The sequence below is a fragment of the Nocardia sp. AB354 genome (assembly GCF_049538315.1).
In the GTDB taxonomy this organism is placed as follows: Bacteria; Actinomycetota; Actinomycetes; order Mycobacteriales; family Mycobacteriaceae; genus Nocardia; species Nocardia nova.
The window spans coordinates 324751-342769 of sequence record NZ_JBMVFU010000006.1 but is presented as its reverse complement, the minus strand read 5'-3'; the positions used below and the strand labels follow the sequence as shown (position 1 = coordinate 342769).

Below are 18019 nucleotides of genomic sequence, written 5' to 3'. Positions count from 1 at the left end.
GCCACCGAAAGAGCCGGTCCACAGGGTGTTGACCAGGCCGTGGAAGGCGGCACCCAGGGTGTCGAACAGGCCGTTCACAGCAGCACTACCGGTGTCGATGATAACGGGGATCATAAATACCTCTTCGTTGTTTCAATTCAGTCGTACAAACTGACGATCAACATATCGAGGGCCCAGAAAGGCGCGTTAACTCGTTTTCGGGAATAGTGATCTGCCCGACAGGTCACAGTTCGTGTGGGTCGGGCCACAGTCGGCGCATCGGCTCGATTCGGACGCCCTCGGCTTCCGGGCCCGCCTTGGTGTGGCGTACGTCGAACTCGACGCGCTGGCCCTGCACCAATCGCCGGAAACCGTCGCCGTGAACCTCGGTGTATTCGACGAAAACTTCCGCCCCGCCGGCATCCGGGATTATGAAACCGAAGCCTTTCTCACTGTCGAACCACTTCACCGTGCCGTGCAACTACGCTTCTCACTTACTTCTCGACGTCGGGCCAGGCAGAGGGTAACCGGACCCCCACCGACAGTCCAGCGCTCGCGCCCGCCACGCCGACCGCCGCTCACTCCGGCAGCGGACGACGCAATTCATGTTGCAGCGCTTCCAGTTCCGCGCCGCCGGCCATCTGCCGGGTCAGCTCCGGCAGGTCGATCTGCGACTTGTCGTAGCCGCCGAGTGCGCGGCCGCGCCGCAGCAGCAGGAATCGGTCGCCGACCGGATAGGCGTGATGCGGGTTGTGCGTGATCAGCACGACTCCGAGGCCGCGATCACGGGCCTGCGCGACATACCGCAGCACCACGCCGGACTGTTTGACGCCGAGCGCGGCAGTCGGTTCGTCGAGGATGAGAACCTTCGCGCCGTAATGCACCGCACGGGCGATCGCCACACACTGCCGCTGCCCGCCCGACAGCGTGCCGACCGGCTGCTCGAGATCGCGAATCTCGATTCCCATGTCCGACAACGCGGTTCGCGTGATCTCGCGCGCGGTCGCTCGATCCAGCAGGCGCAGGGGCCCGGCGCCGCGGGTCGGTTCCGAGCCGAGGACGAAATTGCGCCACACACTCATCAGCGGTACGACCGCCAGGTCCTGGTAGACGGTGGCGATACCGCGGTCCAACGCCTCGCGTGGCGAGGAGAACCGGGTCGGCTCACCGTCGATGCGCAGCTCACCGGCATCGTGACGATGAACGCCGGCGAGGATTTTGATCAGGGTCGACTTCCCGGCGCCGTTGTCGCCGAGTACGCACGTGACCTCCCCGGCGCGAACGACCATCGAGATATCCGACAGGGCGACGACGCCGCCGTAGCTCTTCCCGATGTTCACCGTCTCGATCAGCGGCGCGGCTGTGGTCTGCGCCGCCGTGTGCTGAGGAGTCATCGGCGCAACCTTTCCGCGCGCTTGGCGAAGGCGTTGTTGACCAGAACCGCGGCGAGCAGCAGCACCCCGAGGAAGAGCATGAACCAGTCGCTGTCCCAGCGCGCGAACACGATTCCCTGCCGGGCCATGCCGAAGATCAGCGCGCCGATGGCCGCGCCCAGCACCGATCCGAATCCGCCGGTGAGCAGGCAACCGCCGACGACCGCGGCGATGATGTACTGGAATTCCAGTCCCACGCCCTGGTTGGCTTGCACACTCGCGAACCGCAGCAGATTGCACGAGCCGACGATCCAGCCCGCGCAGGCGGTGCCCATGAACAGCAGGATCTTGGTCCGCGCCGCCGGGACACCGACGGCACGAGCGCTGGGCAGCGAACCGCCGACCGCGTAGATCCAGTTACCGAAGCGGGTGCGCACCAGCACCAGCGTCGCCACCGCGGTGACGGCGATCCACCACAGCACCGACGCTTGGATGCGGGCGTCACCGAGATTCGTCGTCGCCGCAAAAACCCAACCGGCCGAGGCGTATCCGGGCGCCGAACGGATGCCCGACACCTGCACGGTCCCCGTGACCAGCCGCGTCACGCCGAGGTTGAGGCCCTGCAGAGCCAGGAACGTACCCAGTGTGACGATGAAACTGGGCAGGCCGGTGCGCATCACCACCCACCCGTTCAGCGCGCCGACCACGAGCGCGAAGAGCAGCGAAACACCCAGCGCGAACCAGACATTCCATCCCGCGTGTACCGCGAGCATGGCGGTCACCAAGGCCGTCGACGCGGTCATCACCCCGGCGGACAGATCGAATTCGCCGCCGATCATCAGCAGCGCGACCGCTACGGCCATGATGCCGAGCGTCGAGGCGTCGTCGAGCCAGGTGGCCACCCCGAGGGGACTGAGGAACCGGTCGGTGATCACGGCGAAGAAGACGAATACCACCAGCGCGCCGAGACCGGCGCCGATTTCGGGGCGGACGATCAGCCGGTTCAGCAGCGACGGCCGGATCGCTGCGGGGGCGGTGGCTTCGGAAACCGTTGCGGTGTCGGTCATGACAGCTCCCTGCTCAGCGCGTGCCCTGTGCCACGAGGGCGGCGATGGCGTCGACGTTGGTCTTGTCCACGAAGGCGGGTCCGGTCTGCACCGGCATCCCGCCACCGACCGTGTTGAGATTGCGCCGATACAGCTGCAACATCACGACCGGCAGATACCCCTGTTCGTACTGCTGCTGGTCGACCGCGAACAGCAGGGTGCCGGCCCGGATCGCGCTCACCACATCGGAATTCAGGTCGAAGGTGGCGACGGCGGCGCGGGAACGGGATTCGCGCACCCCGTCGACCGCGCGGGCGGCGATCTGCGAATTGAGGGTCAGCACCGCGTCGATCGAGTGGTCGGCCTCCAACGCTCCCTTGATCCGCGACTGCGCATCGGCCGGATTGTTGATGTCGACCTGCAAGGTGGTGGCGTTTCCGCCGAATCCGTCGATCGCGCCGGCGCAGCGGTCGTTGGCGCCGATATTGCCGGCCTCGTGGATGACGCAGAGCATCCTGGCCCGGCCGGCCTCACGCAGGCGTTTGCCGGCGGCCGTTCCCGCCTGTCGCTCACTCTGGCCGACATGCCCGATCGCACCGGCAGCCGCGCTCTCGGCTTCGCCGGAGTTGATCGTGACGACCGGAATTCCCGCCGCGACGGCGTGCTCGACGGACGGGCGCAGCGCCTGCGGATTGGCCATCGACACCACCAACCCGTCCACATGCTGGGCCACCGCGTTGTCCACCAGCTTGGCCTGCTCCCCCGGATCCCCCGAGGAGTTGTATTCGACCCGGATGCCCAGATCCTTACCGGCCGCCTCGGCGCCGTTTTTCACCACATTCCAGAACGCGTCGCCGGGGCTGCCGTGCGTGACCACCGCGACCGAGTTCAGCGGAGCCGTCGAAACCGTTGCGGGAGTGTGTGATTCGGAGACATCGGCGCCAGGTCCGCTGCACGCCGCGAGGATCGCGGTGAGAGCCAGCCCTGGCGCGAGCCGGCGTGCGAGGCCGCGAGCATGTCGCGGCGCGGGAGGGCGGGCGGGAATCCGCTGTGGCCGTGTGGTCATCGCGCCTCCGGGCATTCGGCAGAACAAGGTGGGTACTCGTTCCGGAGCACTCCAGGTGTATTGAACACCACCGGACCGGCCGCGACCGGTGACACGCGCCCACGGGTGGCGCCTCGCGTCGGCCTCCGTCACGGCGACTACCCTCGTCAACATGGTTGTCGGAAAACGCGGGAGGGCCCCGGTCGACAGCCCCGGGTTCGAGCTGCCGCTGTTGCTGTTCGCCGGGTTCCGCTCGCTCATCGACGAATTGCATGCCGAGCTGGCGGAGCGGGGGCATCCCGATATGCGCCCGGCCCACGGATTCGCGATGCAGGCGATCGGAGTGCAGGGGGCGACGGCCAGCGATATCGGCCGGAAGCTGGGCGTCACCAAGCAGGCGGCGGGCAAGACGGTCGAGAAGCTGACCGCGCTGGGCTATGCCGAACGTGTCGAGGATCCCGACGACGCCCGGCGCAAGATCGTCTGCCTGACCCCGCGCGGAATCGACGCGTTGCGGCAGTCGGCCGAGATCTTCGAGCGGTTGCGACGCCGGTGGGTGCACGAGCTGGGCACCCAGCGCGTGCGGGATATGGAGGCCGCGTTGCGCACGATGGTCCCGCCGGAATCGTTCCGGCTCGATGTCGCGGGGTGGTTCGGGAGCTGACCGGCTCCGCCCGGCGGCCGTCCAGGCTTGCTCAATTCGACAACCCGGTTTACTGTTTAGACAACTTGGTTGTCTAACTCGAACGGATCGACGCATGCACTTCCCCACCCACACCCTCGACTCCGCACCCACCGAGGCCCGTCGCACGATGACCGCGACCGCCGCGCACTTCGGCTACCTCCCCGCCGCGGTGGGGAAAATGGCGACGTCGCCACGACTGCTCGACGGCTTCATGAAACTCAACGCGCTCTTCGAAGGCAGCACCCTCGACCAACTGTCGCGCGAGGTGCTGGTCATGACCATGGCCACGCGCAACGAATGTCACCTGTGCGTCGCCATGCACACCGCGAAGCTGACCGAGATCGGCGCCGACCCGGAACTGATCACCGCGCTGCGCGAACAGCGCCCCCTCCCCGATCCCCGCCTGGCCGCACTCCAGGAGTTCACCCTCACCGTCGTCGAAACCGCCGGCAAAGTCCCCGACGAACGAGCGAGCGATTTCCTCTCGCACGGCTACACCACCGAACAGGCCCTCGAGGTGGTGCTGGGAATCGGCACCTACACGCTGTCCACACTGGGCAATCGGCTCACCGAGGCGCCACTCGACCCCACGCTCACCGCATTCGCCTGGTCGGCGGGCCTGCACACGGCCTGACAACTGATTGCAATTGACAAGCACCGGCGATAGAGTGCAGGGCAATTGCAATCGGCAAGCACTCCGTGAGAGGACCCGCCATGCCCCGTCTCCGTGTCCACAATCTCTCGATCTCACTGGACGGGTACGTCGCGGGTCCCGACCAAGGTCCGGACCATCCGCTCGGCGTCGGCGGCGAACGCCTGCACGAATGGGTTTTCGTCACCCGCACCGGCCGGCGGATGATCGGCCAGGACGGCGGCAGCACCGGAATCGACGACGAACAGCTCGCCGCCGGTGAAACGAATGTCGGCGCGACCATCATGGGCCGCAACATGTTCGGGCCCGTTCGCGGGGAATGGCCCGATGATTTGTGGACCGGCTGGTGGGGCCCCAACCCGCCCTATCACCACCCGGTCTTCGTCCTCACCCACCACCCGCGCCCGGCGCTCGAGATGGACGGCGGCACCACCTTCCACTTCGTCGACGACACCCCCGAAAACGTGCTGGCACGAGCCTTCTCCGCCGCCGGAGGCAAGGACGTCCGCCTCGGCGGCGGAGCCGCGACCGTCCGCCGCTTCCTGCGGGCCGGGCTCGTCGATGACCTCCACCTGGCTCTCGTCCCCACTCTCCTCGGCGCCGGCGAACGCCTCTACGACGGCCTCGGCAGCCTTCCTGGCTACACCGCGTCCCCAGCCCGCCAAGGCGACAACGTCACCCACTTCCATCTCACGAAAGTGGCCGACCGACCGAACCCGCACACCGCTTGACCTCAACCGCACTCGAGCTCTTAGCGTGGCGGCATGACTTTCACCGCGGCCGAGCGCACCTATCTGACCTCCCAGTCGCTGGGCCGGCTGGCCACTGTGACGGCGGACGGGCGGCCACAGCTGGTACCGGTGGGATTTCGGGTGAACGACGACGGCACGATCGATATCGGCGGACCGAGTCCGAGCGCGCAGCGCTACCGCAATGTGCGGGGTAATCCGAATGTGAGCCTGGTCGTCGACGATATGACGCCGGACGATCCAGCCGAGGTGAAGCCCGGCTGGGGGCGCGGAGTGGAGATCCGTGGCGTCGGCGAGATCCTCGATGTCGATACGCCTCCGGTGGCGCCGGACTGGTTCGCGCACACCATCATTCGCATTCATCCGCGGCGGATCCGTAGCTGGCACATCGATCCCGCGAATCCGGACGGCGGGGCGCGTGATGTGAGCTGAGTCTCTTCTCAGCCCTGGGCGTATCGCGGCCGTGACGTTCGCGCCGAAATCGGCGAGGGTTGCGGGACAAGCGAGTTGAAAGGGGCTGGTCGTGTTCGCGACTGCCACGTCCGTCCGGGTACGCCGAATCCTGGCGAGGACGGCGATAGCGGGCTTGATTCTGATCGGCATGGTCACCGCGACCGCCGGGCAGGGTTCGGCGCAGGCGCCGGTGAGCGAGCCGAGTTCGGTCGGCTGGTACTACCCGGAGGTGACACCGTTCGATCCGATACCGCTGGACTATCTGTACGGCTGGAATTCGTGGTATCGGCCGTACTACTCCTGGTATAGGCCCGTTTACCCGCCGGGGTGGTTCGGCAGCAGCTGAATCGCAGGACTGAGGGTCAACCCTGAGTCCCCGTCATCCTCGCGGCCGATTCCGCCCTGAACCTCGTGCCACCACCCGTGACGCGGTGTCCGATTTGCGAGAGACTGCGTGCGGTGTAACTGATTGGAAGGATTCACCGTGATTGCCAGAACCGAACATCGCACCAAGCGCACGGCGGCGCGCATCGCCGTTGCCGGCGCCATCGTGGCCGCGCCGCTTGCCGCGCTTGCCATTCCGGCCCAGGCCGAGGTCGTGAGCGCCCCGGCGGCCACCGAGATCGCACATCCGGGTCGCGGGCACGGCCCGTGGGACGGCCGGGACCGTGGCGACTGGGACCACCGCGGCGATTGGGACCGCCACCACCGCGGCGACGACTGCAACCCGTGGGACCGGCACGGCAACGGCTGGAACGGTTTCCGTCAGGTCGTTCCGCCGGGATGGTTCGGCAGCAGCTGATCGGCAGCTGATTCGCGGCCCGGCGCCTCCACGGCGCCGGGCCGTTTGTCGTTACCGGCTGTTCGCGGCGATCGTCGCCGCCACGCCGTCGAGGATCAGGTCGAGACCGAAAGTGAAGTCGGAGGCGGGGTCGGCCTCGGCGGGCTGGATGGCGTCGAACAGTCCCGAGTCCAGCAGTGCGGCCATATCGGGCAGCCGCTCTCGATCCACCAGTGCGCGCAGATTACGGCTGTAGTCGTGCAAGGCGCCGGCCGGGTCGAGATCGGCTGCCGCCATGGCGTGTTCGAGTTGGCGGGCGGTGACGAACGCCTCGCGGACGTATCCGCTGACCACCATGATGGCCCCGACCTTCGCCGGCCAGTCCAGCACGGTGTCGCGCAGTGCGCGCAGCCCGGCGTCCATCCAGGCCACAGTGTTCGGTCCACTCGGCGGTCCGGTGATCGGCAGCTCGGTGAGCCAGGGACGGGCGCGGTGCCGCTCGAGTTGAGCGAACGCCCAGGCGCGCAGCATCGAACGCCATGAGCCGCTGGGCAATTCGGGTGGCGCACCCATTCCGGCATCGGACATCAAGCCCAGCAGTTCGTCCTTCGATCCGATGTGGCGGTAGAGCGACATCGGCGTAACACCGAGAGCCGCAGCGATTTTCGGCAGCGTCGCGGCGGCGAGACCGTCTCGGTCGGCCAGGTGGATCGCCGTCGCCACCACCCGGTCCACATCGAGTGCGGCCGGACGGCCGAGCTTGGTGTCCACCGGCAGCCGCCACAGCCGGGCCAGATGGTCGGGCACCTCCCGATCGGTCATCAGCGCGCATCCCGTCGTCGAATAATCATCCTTCCGGAGTTTAGTATGGTCGATATAGTATAAGGCATATACTTACTATTGCCGCCGATCGGAAGGACGCTCCGTGCACACCGAAACCCTCCGCCGCACGGCGGGTATCGCCGCTGTCTGCGGCGCCGCGCTCATGCTCGTCGAACTGCCGCTCTACTTCGTCTACGAGGGCCCGCCCCCGGACTGGAACATCCTGACCCGCGGCCTGATCGGCCTCGTCGGACTCCTCGGCGTGGTGGTGTTCATGTCCACTTTCGCCCACCTGGTGAAGGCCGCCGATCGACGCTACGAATGGCTCGGCTCACTGGCCTCGACCGCCGGTTTGATGTGGGCCACAGTCGCTTTCGTCTCCATGGGCCTCGAGATCGGCGCCACGATCCAGGCAACCGAACCGATCGATCCCACCGTCACCGTGTCCGGCACCTATGTGCTGTACGGAACGGTCAGCCGGCTCCTGACCGCCCTGTTCATGATCACGGCCGCCGTCACGATTCTGCGCACGCGGATTCTGCCCGCGTGGGCGGGGCGGTCGGCCGCGGTCCTGGCAGTGGTGAACGTGGCGTTCGCACCGTCGATGTTCTTCGGGAACACTCCGGCGAACTTCTACGCGGCGAACGGATGGGGCACTACCGCAACGGTTTCCGGTTTCACGATCATCTGGTTGCTCGCGGTGGGAATCGCGTTGCTCACCTCGGCATCGCCGAAAGCCGTTCTCGCCGCGGACGGCTCGCGGACGGTGGCACCGCAGTTGATCGACTGACGAAGCCGCCCGGGCTCGGCTTCCAACACGGAAACCCCTGCGAGTGAATTCTTTTCACTGTCGAAGATAGTCGGCCGCCGCCATGCCGATCGTCTGCGCGACCAGCCCGAGGGCCGGCACGTCCAACTTCCACTGCTGCCAGTAGAGCGGCACATCGACCCATTGCTCCGGTGCGAAATTCCGTAAGGCGTCCGCACGTAGCAGTGGGTCGGCGTGCGTTTCGGGGACCAATCCCCACCCGAGCCCCGCGACGATGGTGTCGCGAAAGCCTTCCGAGGTGGGTACGTAATGCCGGAGCCGGCTCGCACCCGCCTTGCCGGAGGTGACGGTGCGGACGTAGCGATCCTGCAACTCGTCCCGGCGATCGAAAACGATGACCGGCGCCTCGGGAAGCCGCTGCTCCAGAGGCCCTGTCGCGAAATGACGCTCGACGAATTCCGGGCTCGCGACCGGCAGGTACCGCGCCAGACCCAAGAGCCGTGCCGTACATCCGGTCACCGGTTCGGCCAGCGATGTCACCGCCGCCATCACCGTGCCCTCCCGCAGCAGTGCGGCGGTGTGGGATTCGTCCTCGCGATGATTCCCTTCCTCGCGTGGTGCCGGTGCATCCTGTTCTACACCCCGGCCGACTGCACGTGCCCGCGCCCGGCAGCCATACCCGGGACAACGTCGCGGCCCGCCCGGCGGTCAGCCTGGTGTGGGCGCCGCGAGAACCGACGGGATACTCGTTGATCGTCGACGGTCTCGGCACACTGGAAGACGACCGGCTCGTCATTGCGCCCACGCGGGCGATCCTGCACCGCGTCGCCGCACCCGGGCAGGCATCCGCCGAGGGCGATTGCGGCAACGACTGCCGAATTGTTCCGCTCTGAGACGTGGGTTGGGATCACTGGGCGTTGTCGATGCCTTCGAGCCCTTGCGCCCCTGCGCGGGCGAATCCAGCTGCGACACAACCCCTTTCGGTCACTTGTTCAGAATGAGTTCCGAAATCCACACAGACCGAAGGGATGCACATCCCACCCCTACTTGATAGAATTCGAACATGCATTCGAACGCCGGGGAGGACGTCGAGCAGGTCGCGAGACCGCTGCTCGCTGCGGTTTCCCAGCTGTCCGAACAATCACTGATACCGCTGTCGGATGAACAACTGATACAGGCGATGCGGGATGTGGAGAGTTGCGCGCGCCGACTGGCAGCGATACACCATCGCCTGCTGATCGAAGCCGAGGAGCGATCCCTGCCGTCCCGGACCGGCGCGAAGACGGTGAAGCGGTTCCTGATGGAGACGCTGCGGATATCCAGCGCCGACGCCGGCAGCCGCGTCAACGCGGCGCGCTGGGTAGGAACCTTCCACGATCTCGACGGACAGGTGCGAGACCCGCAATTGCCATGCACCGCAGCAGCTTTGACACACGGTCAGATCTCCGCCGATCACGTGCGCGGGATCGCGCAGGTCATGAACCGAGTGCCCCGAGGCGTAGCCGACGCGGACCGCGAAGCCGCAGAACACCTGTTGGCGGAGTTCGCGCGATCCGGCTCGCCGGACGACATCGGCAAGGTCGGCGACCGAATCCTGGCCCACCTGGACCCCGACGGCCGCCTCACCACCGACCACGACCGCGCACGAATGCGAGGCATCGTCGTGGGCCGGCAACGCCCCGACGGCATGTCCCCCGTGCGCGGCGACATCGACCCGGTGCTGCGTGCCCTACTGGACCCACTGCTGGCCAAGTACGCACGCCCCGGCGTCTGCAACCCGGAGGACCCGAACAGCCCCGCCGTCGAGATCGACACCGCCGACCCGGCGATGCTTGCCGAGGCAGCGCGATCCGATCACCGCAGCGCCGCCCAACGCAACCACGACGCACTCACCGCGATCCTGCGCTCCGGCTTGATCGCCGAAGACCTCGGCCGCCACCGCGGCATGCCAGTGACGACGGTGCTGACGATGAAACTCGAAGACCTGGAGAAGGATTCGGGCTCCGCGACCACAGCCACCGGCGGCGTCGTGCCGATCCGCGAGGCGCTGCGACTGGCCGAACGATCCCGCCCCTACCTGGCGATCTTCGACCACGCCGAACTCCCCCTGCACCTCGGCCGCATGAAACGACTCGCCTCCCCGACCCAACGCCTGGCCTTGATCGCCGCCCTGCGCAGCTGCTCCCGCCCCGGCTGCGACGCCCCCGCAAGCCTCTGCGCCGTCCACCACATCCGCGACTACGCCAAAGGCGGCCCCACCGACATCACCAACCTCGTCCTGGCCTGCGACGCCTGCCACGCCCTGATCCACGACGGGCCCGGCGGCTGGAAAACCGTTGCACAGAACGAGCTTTCCCCGTTCCCGGGCCGCACCGCCTGGATCGCACCCGAACACATCGACCCCAGTCGGACACCCCGCATCAACCACCGCCATCACCCCGATGAACTCCTGGCAGCGATACTCACGCGCATCCACCTACGCGACGAACAGGAACGACTGCAACGCCGACAACGCGAACGCGAACAGCACGAGCGCTGGTTGCAGTCGCGCCTGCGTCCACCCGACACCAGCGCGGCCTGACACCCGACCACCGGCCGGGCGCACCGCCGTGCGCGAAGAAGGCTCCGACTCTCACAGCCGCCGGGATCGGTCCGGCCGCACCCGCCCGGCGGCCACGAGAGTCCTCATCGCTACCGCCTTCGCAGCGCATAAGCCGGGATCACATTCCACGTGCAGCTGCATATCCTCGTGCGCCTCCGCAACTGTCGGCACCGATGACCGGGCGGCATGTGTCAAGGAGACCCACAGGATATCCGGCCGCACAACAGCTTTCATAACAGGACGTGCGGCTTCGCCGAACCCCTGATCGCCCCCGACACCCGGCCAAGCACAGCAGACACCTGCCACCGCCAACGCCGCCACACCGACAACCGTCACCACCGATGCGACCAACCCCCAGCCGGACATCTCAATCACCCGACTCGACCCTCGAATCACGCGGAGCCGGCTCCGAAGGAATAGTGGGGCGCGCCCGCGCATAGGTAACCTCCGGCTCGACCGCCTCCACATCGCATGCCGCGCACACAATTCGGAGCCGCTCCCCGAGATGCTCCACGCTCGGAACCACGACCGCCGCAATGTTGTATCCACCGATCCGATCGAGCAGCCGCATGATCGGATCATCGATATCCCCAGCCGTCCGAAACACCACCCGCACCAACGCGTACCCCAACTTCACCGCATGCGCGAGCACCAGCTGCTCATTCGCCGGCCATCCCGGCAAGGTCCGGTCGATATAGCCCAGAGCGCGAGGCGGCCCCTCCGGCAGTTCACCCGACGCAACATAAGCGGTAGGAAGCGTCATACCGACCTCCCCATGGTCACAATGAGATACATTCAGCTCCTTCGGTTTTCGTTGGCAAGCACCCGCCGCCGAGGATCACCGCCGGTTGTGGATGGCGTCACAGATATCCGGACATCGACCCGGCGGCGGGGCCGATTCGAGCTTCACGGAGAAACGCCACAAACCGAAGGCATGGAACCGCACCGAAGTAATACGCTTCCGCTACTGGCCGTTGAGGGTGTCGATCGGGGGCAATGATGATCGTCAGCACATGGACCGGCGCGGAGGTACGTGCTCTTCGCACGGTCGCACTTCGACTCACACAGGAACAGTTCGCGGAACGGCTGGGGTTTCAACCGCCGACCATTCGCAAGTGGGAGAGGGCAACTCATGAGCGTCCGGTGCGCGGCGATTCGGCCGCAGCGCTGGATGTGGAGTTGTCTCGGCTCACCGATGAGCAACGGGATCGCTTCACCGTCGCCGTTGCACCTGACGAACTCCCGCATCGTGTTCGCGACACCGCGATTCCGACCCGCACAACCGATAACCTGGGTGAGCACGATGAGCTGAGCACCTACGGAATCGAGGACGAGGTGAAGCGGCGCGAATTCGGAGTGTTCATGGGTGTCGCCGCCCTGACAGCAGCCGCCGACACGCCACGCTTTTCCCACACTGTTGGGGTAGGCGACGCCCGCCGGTTGGCCGAACGCGTGACTGAACTCGCTCGGCGCGAGCAGGCTGTCGGCGGCACCCCTCTTGTGATGACCGGCCTCCGAGACCTCGCGATCGCCAAGCGGCTGCTCGAAACCGGCGCCTTTTCCGATCGGGCTGGATGCCTGTTCATGAGTGCCGCCGGCGAATTGGCAACGATCACCGGTTGGATGGCCTATGACGCCGACCTCCACCCACTCGCCCGCCAGTGCTACGCCGACGCGTTCGCACTGGCCAATCAGGCCGGTGACAACGATCTGACAGTCCACGTATGCCTCAACGCCGCACATCAATCGATTGCACTCAGCCGAACCGGGGATGGCAGCCCGCACCGTGCACTCGCCCATCTGGAGCGCGCACGCCAACTCACCCGTGGCCGACCGCCCGGCCGAATTCACGCCCTGATCGCGATCCGCGAAGCACTGGCCCACGCAATCCTGCGCGACAAGATGGCATTCGATCGTGCAGTTGCGACCGCGTGGCGCGAACTGGACGCCGCCATCGCCCACGAACCACTTTCCGAATGCCCGCGATGGCTACGATTCGTGAACGCGAGCGAGATTCGGTCACAAGAATCCCGCGGGCTGGGCGACCTCGGCGAGCCCGAGAAGGCATTGGCCCTGCTGGTCGCCGACGAAGACACAGCGGAGACCGGAATCCGCAACCGCGCCAATTACCGCGCGGGTTTGGCCGCAGCACTCGGCAGGACGGGCGACATCAACAGTGCCGTGGCCCACGGCCTTTCCGTCCTGACCGAACTGGAGAGCACCATATCCTCCACACGCACCCTACGATTGCTGGCCCCGGTCCGCGCGACCGCGGACATCATCCCCGATGACGAATTCGCCAGGCGCTACGACAATCTTCAGCGCCAAGCGATAGGCGTCTCATGAGTGCCGACCCACCTTCGATCGCCGGCCTGACTTTCCAGCACTACACGGCCGCCGAAGCACGAGCGGTCCGAGACCAAGTCGAGCAGATCTTCCGAGATTCCTACATCGACACCATCGAATCCGGCGAAGAATTCGAAGCGCCCGAAGCATTCATGCACCGCTTCGACACCTACACCGACCCGAGCCGAACGGGCTTCGAACTCGTAATGGCGCGTACAGCCGACGAGCCCGTCGGCCAGGCGTGGGGATGGCCTCTGGGAGGCAACAGCAAGTGGTGGTCGGGACTGCAACTGGACGAGGGCGATGCAGAGGCCTTCACCTACGAAACCGGGAGCCGGACGTTCGCGTTGAGCGAGCTCATGGTGCGTAAGAAATTCACGGGCAAGGGGATTGCCCGCTCGCTGCACGATGAACTTCTTCACAATCGGGCCGAAGCCCGCGCAACTTTGCTCGTACGCCCCGACAACACCCGAGCTTACGAGACGTACCTACAATGGGGTTGGAAGAAGGTTGGGGCCCTTCGGCCGGACTGGCCTTCGGCACCTCGGTTCGACGTCCTCATCTACGAACGGAACGAGCAACGAGTCGTCTCGTGACGTCCAACAGCGCAAATCGTCGAGATTCCCTGTGCCCAAACAGGTCTGGCACAGACTCGTGACCAACGACGACCAACGCCGGCGAACCGAACATGGCACACTTCACACATGACAAGCGACGTCGAGAGGCAACTTCGCCAGATGGTGTTCGATCACCTCAACAAAGCCATCGAGGCTAAGGGGGATCGGGCCTTCACCCGGCAAGAGTTGAACTCCTTCTGGGTTGGCGACCACCATCGGCGGCTAATCGACGTTGCAAAGGGTATTTGGAATCCCAGGGACCTGCTGGCGACGCTTGCCATCGTGTCCGATCCTACCGGCCGCCGATATGCCGACCAGGAGATCAGCGACTCTCTGCTCTCGTACGACTACCAACAAGACGCAGTGGAGGGCGACAACACGAAGCTACGCCGAGCGCTCGATCTCGGCTTACCGCTCATTTTCTTCCGCAAGATCCGTCCGAGCGTGTACATGCCCGTATTCCCTGTGTACGTCATTGCTGACGACAGGCCGAATAGAAGGTTCCTAATCGCAATCGACGAAGAAATTCGCCGATTCGATGACCCCTTCGACCTGAAGCCGGACGAGCGCCGTTATGTAGACAGAGTAACCAAGCAGCGGCTTCATCAACCTGAGTTTCGCAGCCGCGTACTGACGGCATACAAAAACCAATGTGCTGTGTGCAGCCTCAAGAGGATCAAGCTGCTCGACGCCGCCCACATCACTGCTGATGGCCAGCCTAACGGGACGGCCACCGTGGATAATGGACTCACTCTATGCAAGATTCACCATGCAGCGTATGACGTCAACTACCTCGGTATATCGCCTGATTACCTGGTGCACATCAACAGTGACTTGCTGAACGAAACTGATGGGCCCATGTTGAAGCACGGGCTGCAGGAGATGCACCGACGGCAGTTGATAGTTCCGGCCCACCGAGACGAAAGACCCTCGAAAGAGCGCCTCGCCGAGCGCTTTGCGGCATTCCGGGCGGCATAGCACCGCGGAAGACTGTCCTGATGCGCCTACCTCGTGGAATAACTGGCTTCCGGCAGGTCGGAGAACTACCGTTGGATCGGTTGGATGAGAGCGAGTTCCGCAATGCTTGCTACGCGGTGGCACGAATAGCCGGAGGGGTTGTCTCTCCACCGCCTTCCACTAGCCTGTCCGGCAACTTCTTTCGGTGCACCATCGCCTACTCGGGTACTGAACGAACCGTAGTATGCAACATGTATGCGCCGCTGGTCGCGATCGCCGAGCCGATGCCTTCCTATGAGCTGACGCTGACCTTCTCCGACGATCCTGACCTTGCCGGCGCGTTCAAGTCCCTCTCCCGGTTCGAGGTGTTGTCACGACATGAATTAGGCCGGCTGCTAACGGATTTCGATCTCTCGGAGCTGGGACCAGCCGAACTCGAACAAGTCCGGTATTGGAACCCGCATACCCTCGGGCAAGCCATCTTCAACTGGTGGGACTGACTGCGTCCAACGGAGCCGTTGGCGATCTACGCCGGTCGTGGGCGCAACACCACTATCCCGGGAACACTTTGCAAATACTCGCCTAGCGGGGTGTCCACCACCTTGTTGTTGACCGCGAGGGAGGACGCGTTTCGGAAGACCGGGCCGGTCGGTGTGTTGATGAGGATTCCGACGTGGGTGACGTCGAGGCCGGGTTGGTCGGCGTAGGCGCCGATGTAGTCGCCGGTTCGGAGCCCGCTGAGGACGCCCTCGTCGACCGCTACGCTGGGGATGTAGGTGATGGCGCGGTCGACTACTGGGATGCCTGGCAAATAGACACCTCCGTCGCCCTTTGCGTTGAGGTGTTTGGGCACCGTGATTGCGGCGGGTGACAAACTCCCGGTGTTGTCGGTGGCGGCGACATCGGCAACCTGCGCCCAGTCCGTGAAGAAGTGCTTGCGGTGGGTGTAGTCGACTCGAGCGCCCGCGTAGCGGGTGTCGATCAGGTTGGCTTCGAAGCGGTTTCGGTCGGTGGTTCGGCTCAGGGCCTCCACGTAGTCGAGGAAGGTGAAGCAGTCCACCCGGCGGAAGTCGGCGACGAGTTGTTCGGGCTGGGTTGCCGAGCCGATGAGGGTGTTCGCGGCGTAGGGGGTGCCCAGGAATTGTCGGGACAGCAGGTCGAGTAGTTCGCCTTTGCTCGCTCCGGTCGCGCCGGCGCGCAATGCGACGAGTTCGTCGATGCGGTGGGAGGTGATGTCGTCGATGGCGGCGTCGGCGCTTGCGCGCGTAGGCAGCAGGAGTGCCGCGGCTACCAGAACGAGCAGGACCGGCAGTATGCGGGTGGAGTGCAAGACACCTCCCGGGTGACGAGTGGAATGGCCGGTATCCACCGTAGACCAGGTGGCGGCCGCTCCGGACTGCTGTTCTCATCAGGGGATGCCGAGCGGAACGGGGCTCGTCACCGCATGGGAGTAGCGCCGAGCTCGTCCGCGGCGGCGGCTCTGCGCCTCCAGGTTTCGGCGGCGTCGACACGGCCGGCCATCGCGAATAGGTAGGCCAGACCGGACATCGCGCCGGGGTGGCCGGCGTCGGCCGCCCTGCGCCACCATGTTTCGGCCTCGTCGGTTCGTCCTCGCTGTTCGAGGACGCCGCCGAGGAGAAACATCGCTCTGGGATGACCGGTCTCGGCGGCGCGGCGGTACCACGTTTCGGCTTCCGTCATACGGCCGGTCCTCTCCATCGCGACCGCCAAGTTGCACATGGCGACGGGACGTCCCGCCTCGGCGGCTTTGCGGTACCACCACTCGCCCTCCTCGGACCGGCCCGATTCCATCAGCAGTGCGCCCAGGTTGGTCATCGCAACGGCTTCGCCCGCCTCGGCGGCTTTGCGGTACCACGACTCGGCCTCCCCCACTTCGCCGAAGGCTTCGAGTAACAAGCCCAAGTCGAACATCGCTGCCACGTTCCCGGCATCGGCGGCCTTTCGATACCAGGTCTCGGCCTCGCGTTGCCTACCCGTCTGCCGCAATGTGCAGGCCAGGTTAAGCACTGAGGCCGGATGTCCGGCTTCGCCGGCCCGCCGATACCAGGTTTCGGCGTCCTCCGGCCTGCCCGTCTCCTCCAACGTGATCGCCAGGTTGAACATCGCCTTGGGGTGACCGGCGTCGGCGGCCTTGCGCCACCAGGTTTCTGCCTCTTGTGTCCGGCCCGAGTCGTCCGCGAGCACGCCCAGGTTGAACATGGCAGTGACATGGCCGGCGTCGGCAGCGCGGCGGATCCACAGCTCGGCGGGCTCGGCCTTGCCGGCGTCTTCGAGAAGCAACCCGAGGTTGAACATCGCGTTGGGCTCGCCGGTGTCGGCGGCTCGGCGGTACCAGACCTCGCCTTCCTCGATCTGTCCTTGCTTCTCCAGCAGAACGCCCAGCGTGGTCATCGCGCCGGTGTGCCCGGCGTCGGCTGCCTTGCGGAACCACTCGTCGGCACATTCGGGACGTTCCGTCGCCTCGAAGAGTAGGGCAAGGTTGTTCATCGCCGTCACGTGGCCGAGGTCTGCGGCGCGGCGAAACCATCTTTCGGCTTCCGCCACCTGCCCGGCATCACGCAACCTCACCGCCAGGTTCGACATGGCATTGGCGTTCCCGAGGTCTGCGGCGCGGCGAAACCACCCCTCGGCTTCGGGCGACCGACCCGTATCTTCCAGAAGCAGCCCAAGGTTGTTCATCGCGCCGGGATGCTCATTGTCGGCGGCGCGTCGGTACAGGGCTTCAGCCTCCTGCATACGCCCCGTGTCTTCAGCCGCGACGGCCCCGCCGAACAGGGCGGCGGATCTTGTCGACTCCTCCGCTCCGGCAGGCGCTGCGTCCGGAAGCCCCAGGACCGCCGCGTCCACTCCGCGCAGAACGCACTGGGCCGCTGCCTCCAACGCACGATCATCCGCCGCACCGGCATCGTAGAGATCCTCGGCCAGCGACGCCTTCTTGGCTTCGGAATGTGGCTTCCGCTCCAGCGCCGAAACGTCCACGTCCGGATATCTATCGCTGATCAGTCGCTTCAACTCGCCGTAAGCGTCCGTAACCTGTTGTGCCACAACATCTTCAGCGCTTCCCGACGCTATCGCCGAGGCCACGAGCGTAATAACGAAGTTCATGTCGAGTCCTCCCGCCT

At 65.7% G+C, this 18019-nt stretch carries 22 protein-coding genes; 13 read left to right on the top strand and 9 right to left on the bottom strand.

The features are described 5' to 3' along the window. Positions 1-223: 223 nt before the first annotated feature. The 4 genes from ACPCUW_RS12030 to ACPCUW_RS12015 form a co-directional block, all read right to left on the bottom strand. Positions 224-460 carry a cold shock domain-containing protein gene (locus ACPCUW_RS12030; RefSeq protein WP_036522709.1) on the bottom strand — a complete coding sequence of 79 codons (237 nt, stop codon included), beginning with the start codon at positions 458-460 and terminating at the stop codon, positions 224-226. A gap of 97 nt (positions 461-557) precedes the next feature. Beyond that, the gene (locus ACPCUW_RS12025; RefSeq protein ID WP_051755122.1) at positions 558-1373 is read right to left on the bottom strand and encodes an ATP-binding cassette domain-containing protein; all 816 of its coding nucleotides are present in this window, start codon (positions 1371-1373) and stop codon (positions 558-560) included. After that, complete coding sequence (locus ACPCUW_RS12020) at positions 1370-2419, bottom strand: ABC transporter permease (RefSeq protein WP_423424796.1); 1050 nt, start codon at positions 2417-2419, stop codon at positions 1370-1372. Before ACPCUW_RS12020 ends, ACPCUW_RS12025 begins: the two co-directional genes overlap by 4 nt. A gap of 13 nt (positions 2420-2432) precedes the next feature. Then, the gene (locus ACPCUW_RS12015; RefSeq protein WP_423424795.1) at positions 2433-3464 is read right to left on the bottom strand and encodes a sugar ABC transporter substrate-binding protein; all 1032 of its coding nucleotides are present in this window, start codon (positions 3462-3464) and stop codon (positions 2433-2435) included. 151 nt (positions 3465-3615) lie between these two features. Here ACPCUW_RS12015 and ACPCUW_RS12010 point away from each other — a divergent pair, with 151 nt between their 5' ends. The 6 genes from ACPCUW_RS12010 to ACPCUW_RS11985 all read left to right on the top strand — a co-directional run bounded on the left by ACPCUW_RS12010 (position 3616) and on the right by ACPCUW_RS11985 (position 6784). Beyond that, positions 3616-4107: a MarR family winged helix-turn-helix transcriptional regulator gene (locus ACPCUW_RS12010; RefSeq protein ID WP_423424793.1), complete on the top strand. Its 492-nt coding sequence runs from the start codon at positions 3616-3618 to the stop codon at positions 4105-4107. A 94-nt stretch (positions 4108-4201) separates the two neighbouring features. Further along, complete coding sequence (locus ACPCUW_RS12005) at positions 4202-4762, top strand: carboxymuconolactone decarboxylase family protein (protein ID WP_423424792.1); 561 nt, start codon at positions 4202-4204, stop codon at positions 4760-4762. 80 nt (positions 4763-4842) lie between these two features. Continuing rightward, a complete protein-coding gene (locus ACPCUW_RS12000) occupies positions 4843-5511 on the top strand; it encodes a dihydrofolate reductase family protein (protein WP_423424790.1) in 669 nt (222 codons plus the stop codon). Between the two features lie 33 nt (positions 5512-5544). Next, positions 5545-5961, top strand: coding sequence for a PPOX class F420-dependent oxidoreductase (locus tag ACPCUW_RS11995; protein WP_423424789.1), 417 nt, complete (start codon positions 5545-5547; stop codon positions 5959-5961). Positions 5962-6052: 91 nt separating this feature from the next. Continuing rightward, positions 6053-6328, top strand: a complete 276-nt coding sequence (locus ACPCUW_RS11990) for a hypothetical protein (RefSeq protein ID WP_146098619.1) — start codon at positions 6053-6055, stop codon at positions 6326-6328. A gap of 138 nt (positions 6329-6466) precedes the next feature. Beyond that, complete coding sequence (locus tag ACPCUW_RS11985) at positions 6467-6784, top strand: hypothetical protein (protein ID WP_146098620.1); 318 nt, start codon at positions 6467-6469, stop codon at positions 6782-6784. Between the two features lie 51 nt (positions 6785-6835). On the opposite strand, the gene ACPCUW_RS11980 is transcribed toward ACPCUW_RS11985, so the two are convergent. Next, positions 6836-7585, bottom strand: a complete 750-nt coding sequence (locus tag ACPCUW_RS11980; protein ID WP_305778891.1) for a TetR/AcrR family transcriptional regulator — start codon at positions 7583-7585, stop codon at positions 6836-6838. Between the two features lie 103 nt (positions 7586-7688). Between ACPCUW_RS11980 and ACPCUW_RS11975 the strand changes: the two genes are divergently transcribed. Beyond that, positions 7689-8375, top strand: a complete 687-nt coding sequence (locus ACPCUW_RS11975) for a hypothetical protein (protein WP_423424786.1) — start codon at positions 7689-7691, stop codon at positions 8373-8375. 54 nt (positions 8376-8429) lie between these two features. On the opposite strand, the gene ACPCUW_RS11970 is transcribed toward ACPCUW_RS11975, so the two are convergent. Then, positions 8430-8924, bottom strand: coding sequence for a LysR substrate-binding domain-containing protein (locus ACPCUW_RS11970; RefSeq protein ID WP_423424817.1), 495 nt, complete (start codon positions 8922-8924; stop codon positions 8430-8432). A gap of 53 nt (positions 8925-8977) precedes the next feature. On the opposite strand from ACPCUW_RS11970, the gene ACPCUW_RS11965 reads away from it, so the two are divergent. Together ACPCUW_RS11965 and ACPCUW_RS11960 are read left to right on the top strand one after the other, a co-directional pair. Continuing rightward, complete coding sequence (locus tag ACPCUW_RS11965; RefSeq protein WP_423424785.1) at positions 8978-9247, top strand: pyridoxamine 5'-phosphate oxidase family protein; 270 nt, start codon at positions 8978-8980, stop codon at positions 9245-9247. Between the two features lie 170 nt (positions 9248-9417). Continuing rightward, the gene (locus ACPCUW_RS11960) at positions 9418-10935 is read left to right on the top strand and encodes a DUF222 domain-containing protein (protein WP_423424783.1); all 1518 of its coding nucleotides are present in this window, start codon (positions 9418-9420) and stop codon (positions 10933-10935) included. A gap of 388 nt (positions 10936-11323) precedes the next feature. Here ACPCUW_RS11960 and ACPCUW_RS11955 read toward each other — a convergent pair whose 3' ends face one another. Beyond that, on the bottom strand, positions 11324-11719 hold the full coding sequence (locus ACPCUW_RS11955) for a hypothetical protein (protein ID WP_423424781.1): 396 nt from the start codon (positions 11717-11719) through the stop codon (positions 11324-11326). A gap of 233 nt (positions 11720-11952) precedes the next feature. Between ACPCUW_RS11955 and ACPCUW_RS11950 the strand changes: the two genes are divergently transcribed. From ACPCUW_RS11950 to ACPCUW_RS11935, 4 genes are all read left to right on the top strand, one after another. Continuing rightward, a complete protein-coding gene (locus tag ACPCUW_RS11950) occupies positions 11953-13302 on the top strand; it encodes a helix-turn-helix domain-containing protein (protein ID WP_423424779.1) in 1350 nt (449 codons plus the stop codon). Further along, positions 13299-13898 (top strand): GNAT family N-acetyltransferase, encoded by a 600-nt coding sequence (locus tag ACPCUW_RS11945; protein WP_423424778.1) that lies wholly within the window; start codon positions 13299-13301, stop codon positions 13896-13898. Before ACPCUW_RS11950 ends, ACPCUW_RS11945 begins: the two co-directional genes overlap by 4 nt. 108 nt (positions 13899-14006) lie before the next feature. Beyond that, positions 14007-14897, top strand: coding sequence for an HNH endonuclease (locus ACPCUW_RS11940; protein WP_423424777.1), 891 nt, complete (start codon positions 14007-14009; stop codon positions 14895-14897). 230 nt (positions 14898-15127) lie between these two features. Continuing rightward, positions 15128-15376, top strand: coding sequence for a hypothetical protein (locus ACPCUW_RS11935; RefSeq protein ID WP_195074443.1), 249 nt, complete (start codon positions 15128-15130; stop codon positions 15374-15376). A gap of 26 nt (positions 15377-15402) precedes the next feature. Here the strand turns inward: ACPCUW_RS11935 and ACPCUW_RS11930 are convergent, their stop codons facing one another. Then, positions 15403-16206 (bottom strand): DUF1460 domain-containing protein, encoded by an 804-nt coding sequence (locus ACPCUW_RS11930; RefSeq protein WP_423424776.1) that lies wholly within the window; start codon positions 16204-16206, stop codon positions 15403-15405. A gap of 107 nt (positions 16207-16313) precedes the next feature. Next, positions 16314-18002, bottom strand: a complete 1689-nt coding sequence (locus tag ACPCUW_RS11925; protein ID WP_423424775.1) for an SEL1-like repeat protein — start codon at positions 18000-18002, stop codon at positions 16314-16316. Positions 18003-18019: the final 17 nt, after the last annotated feature.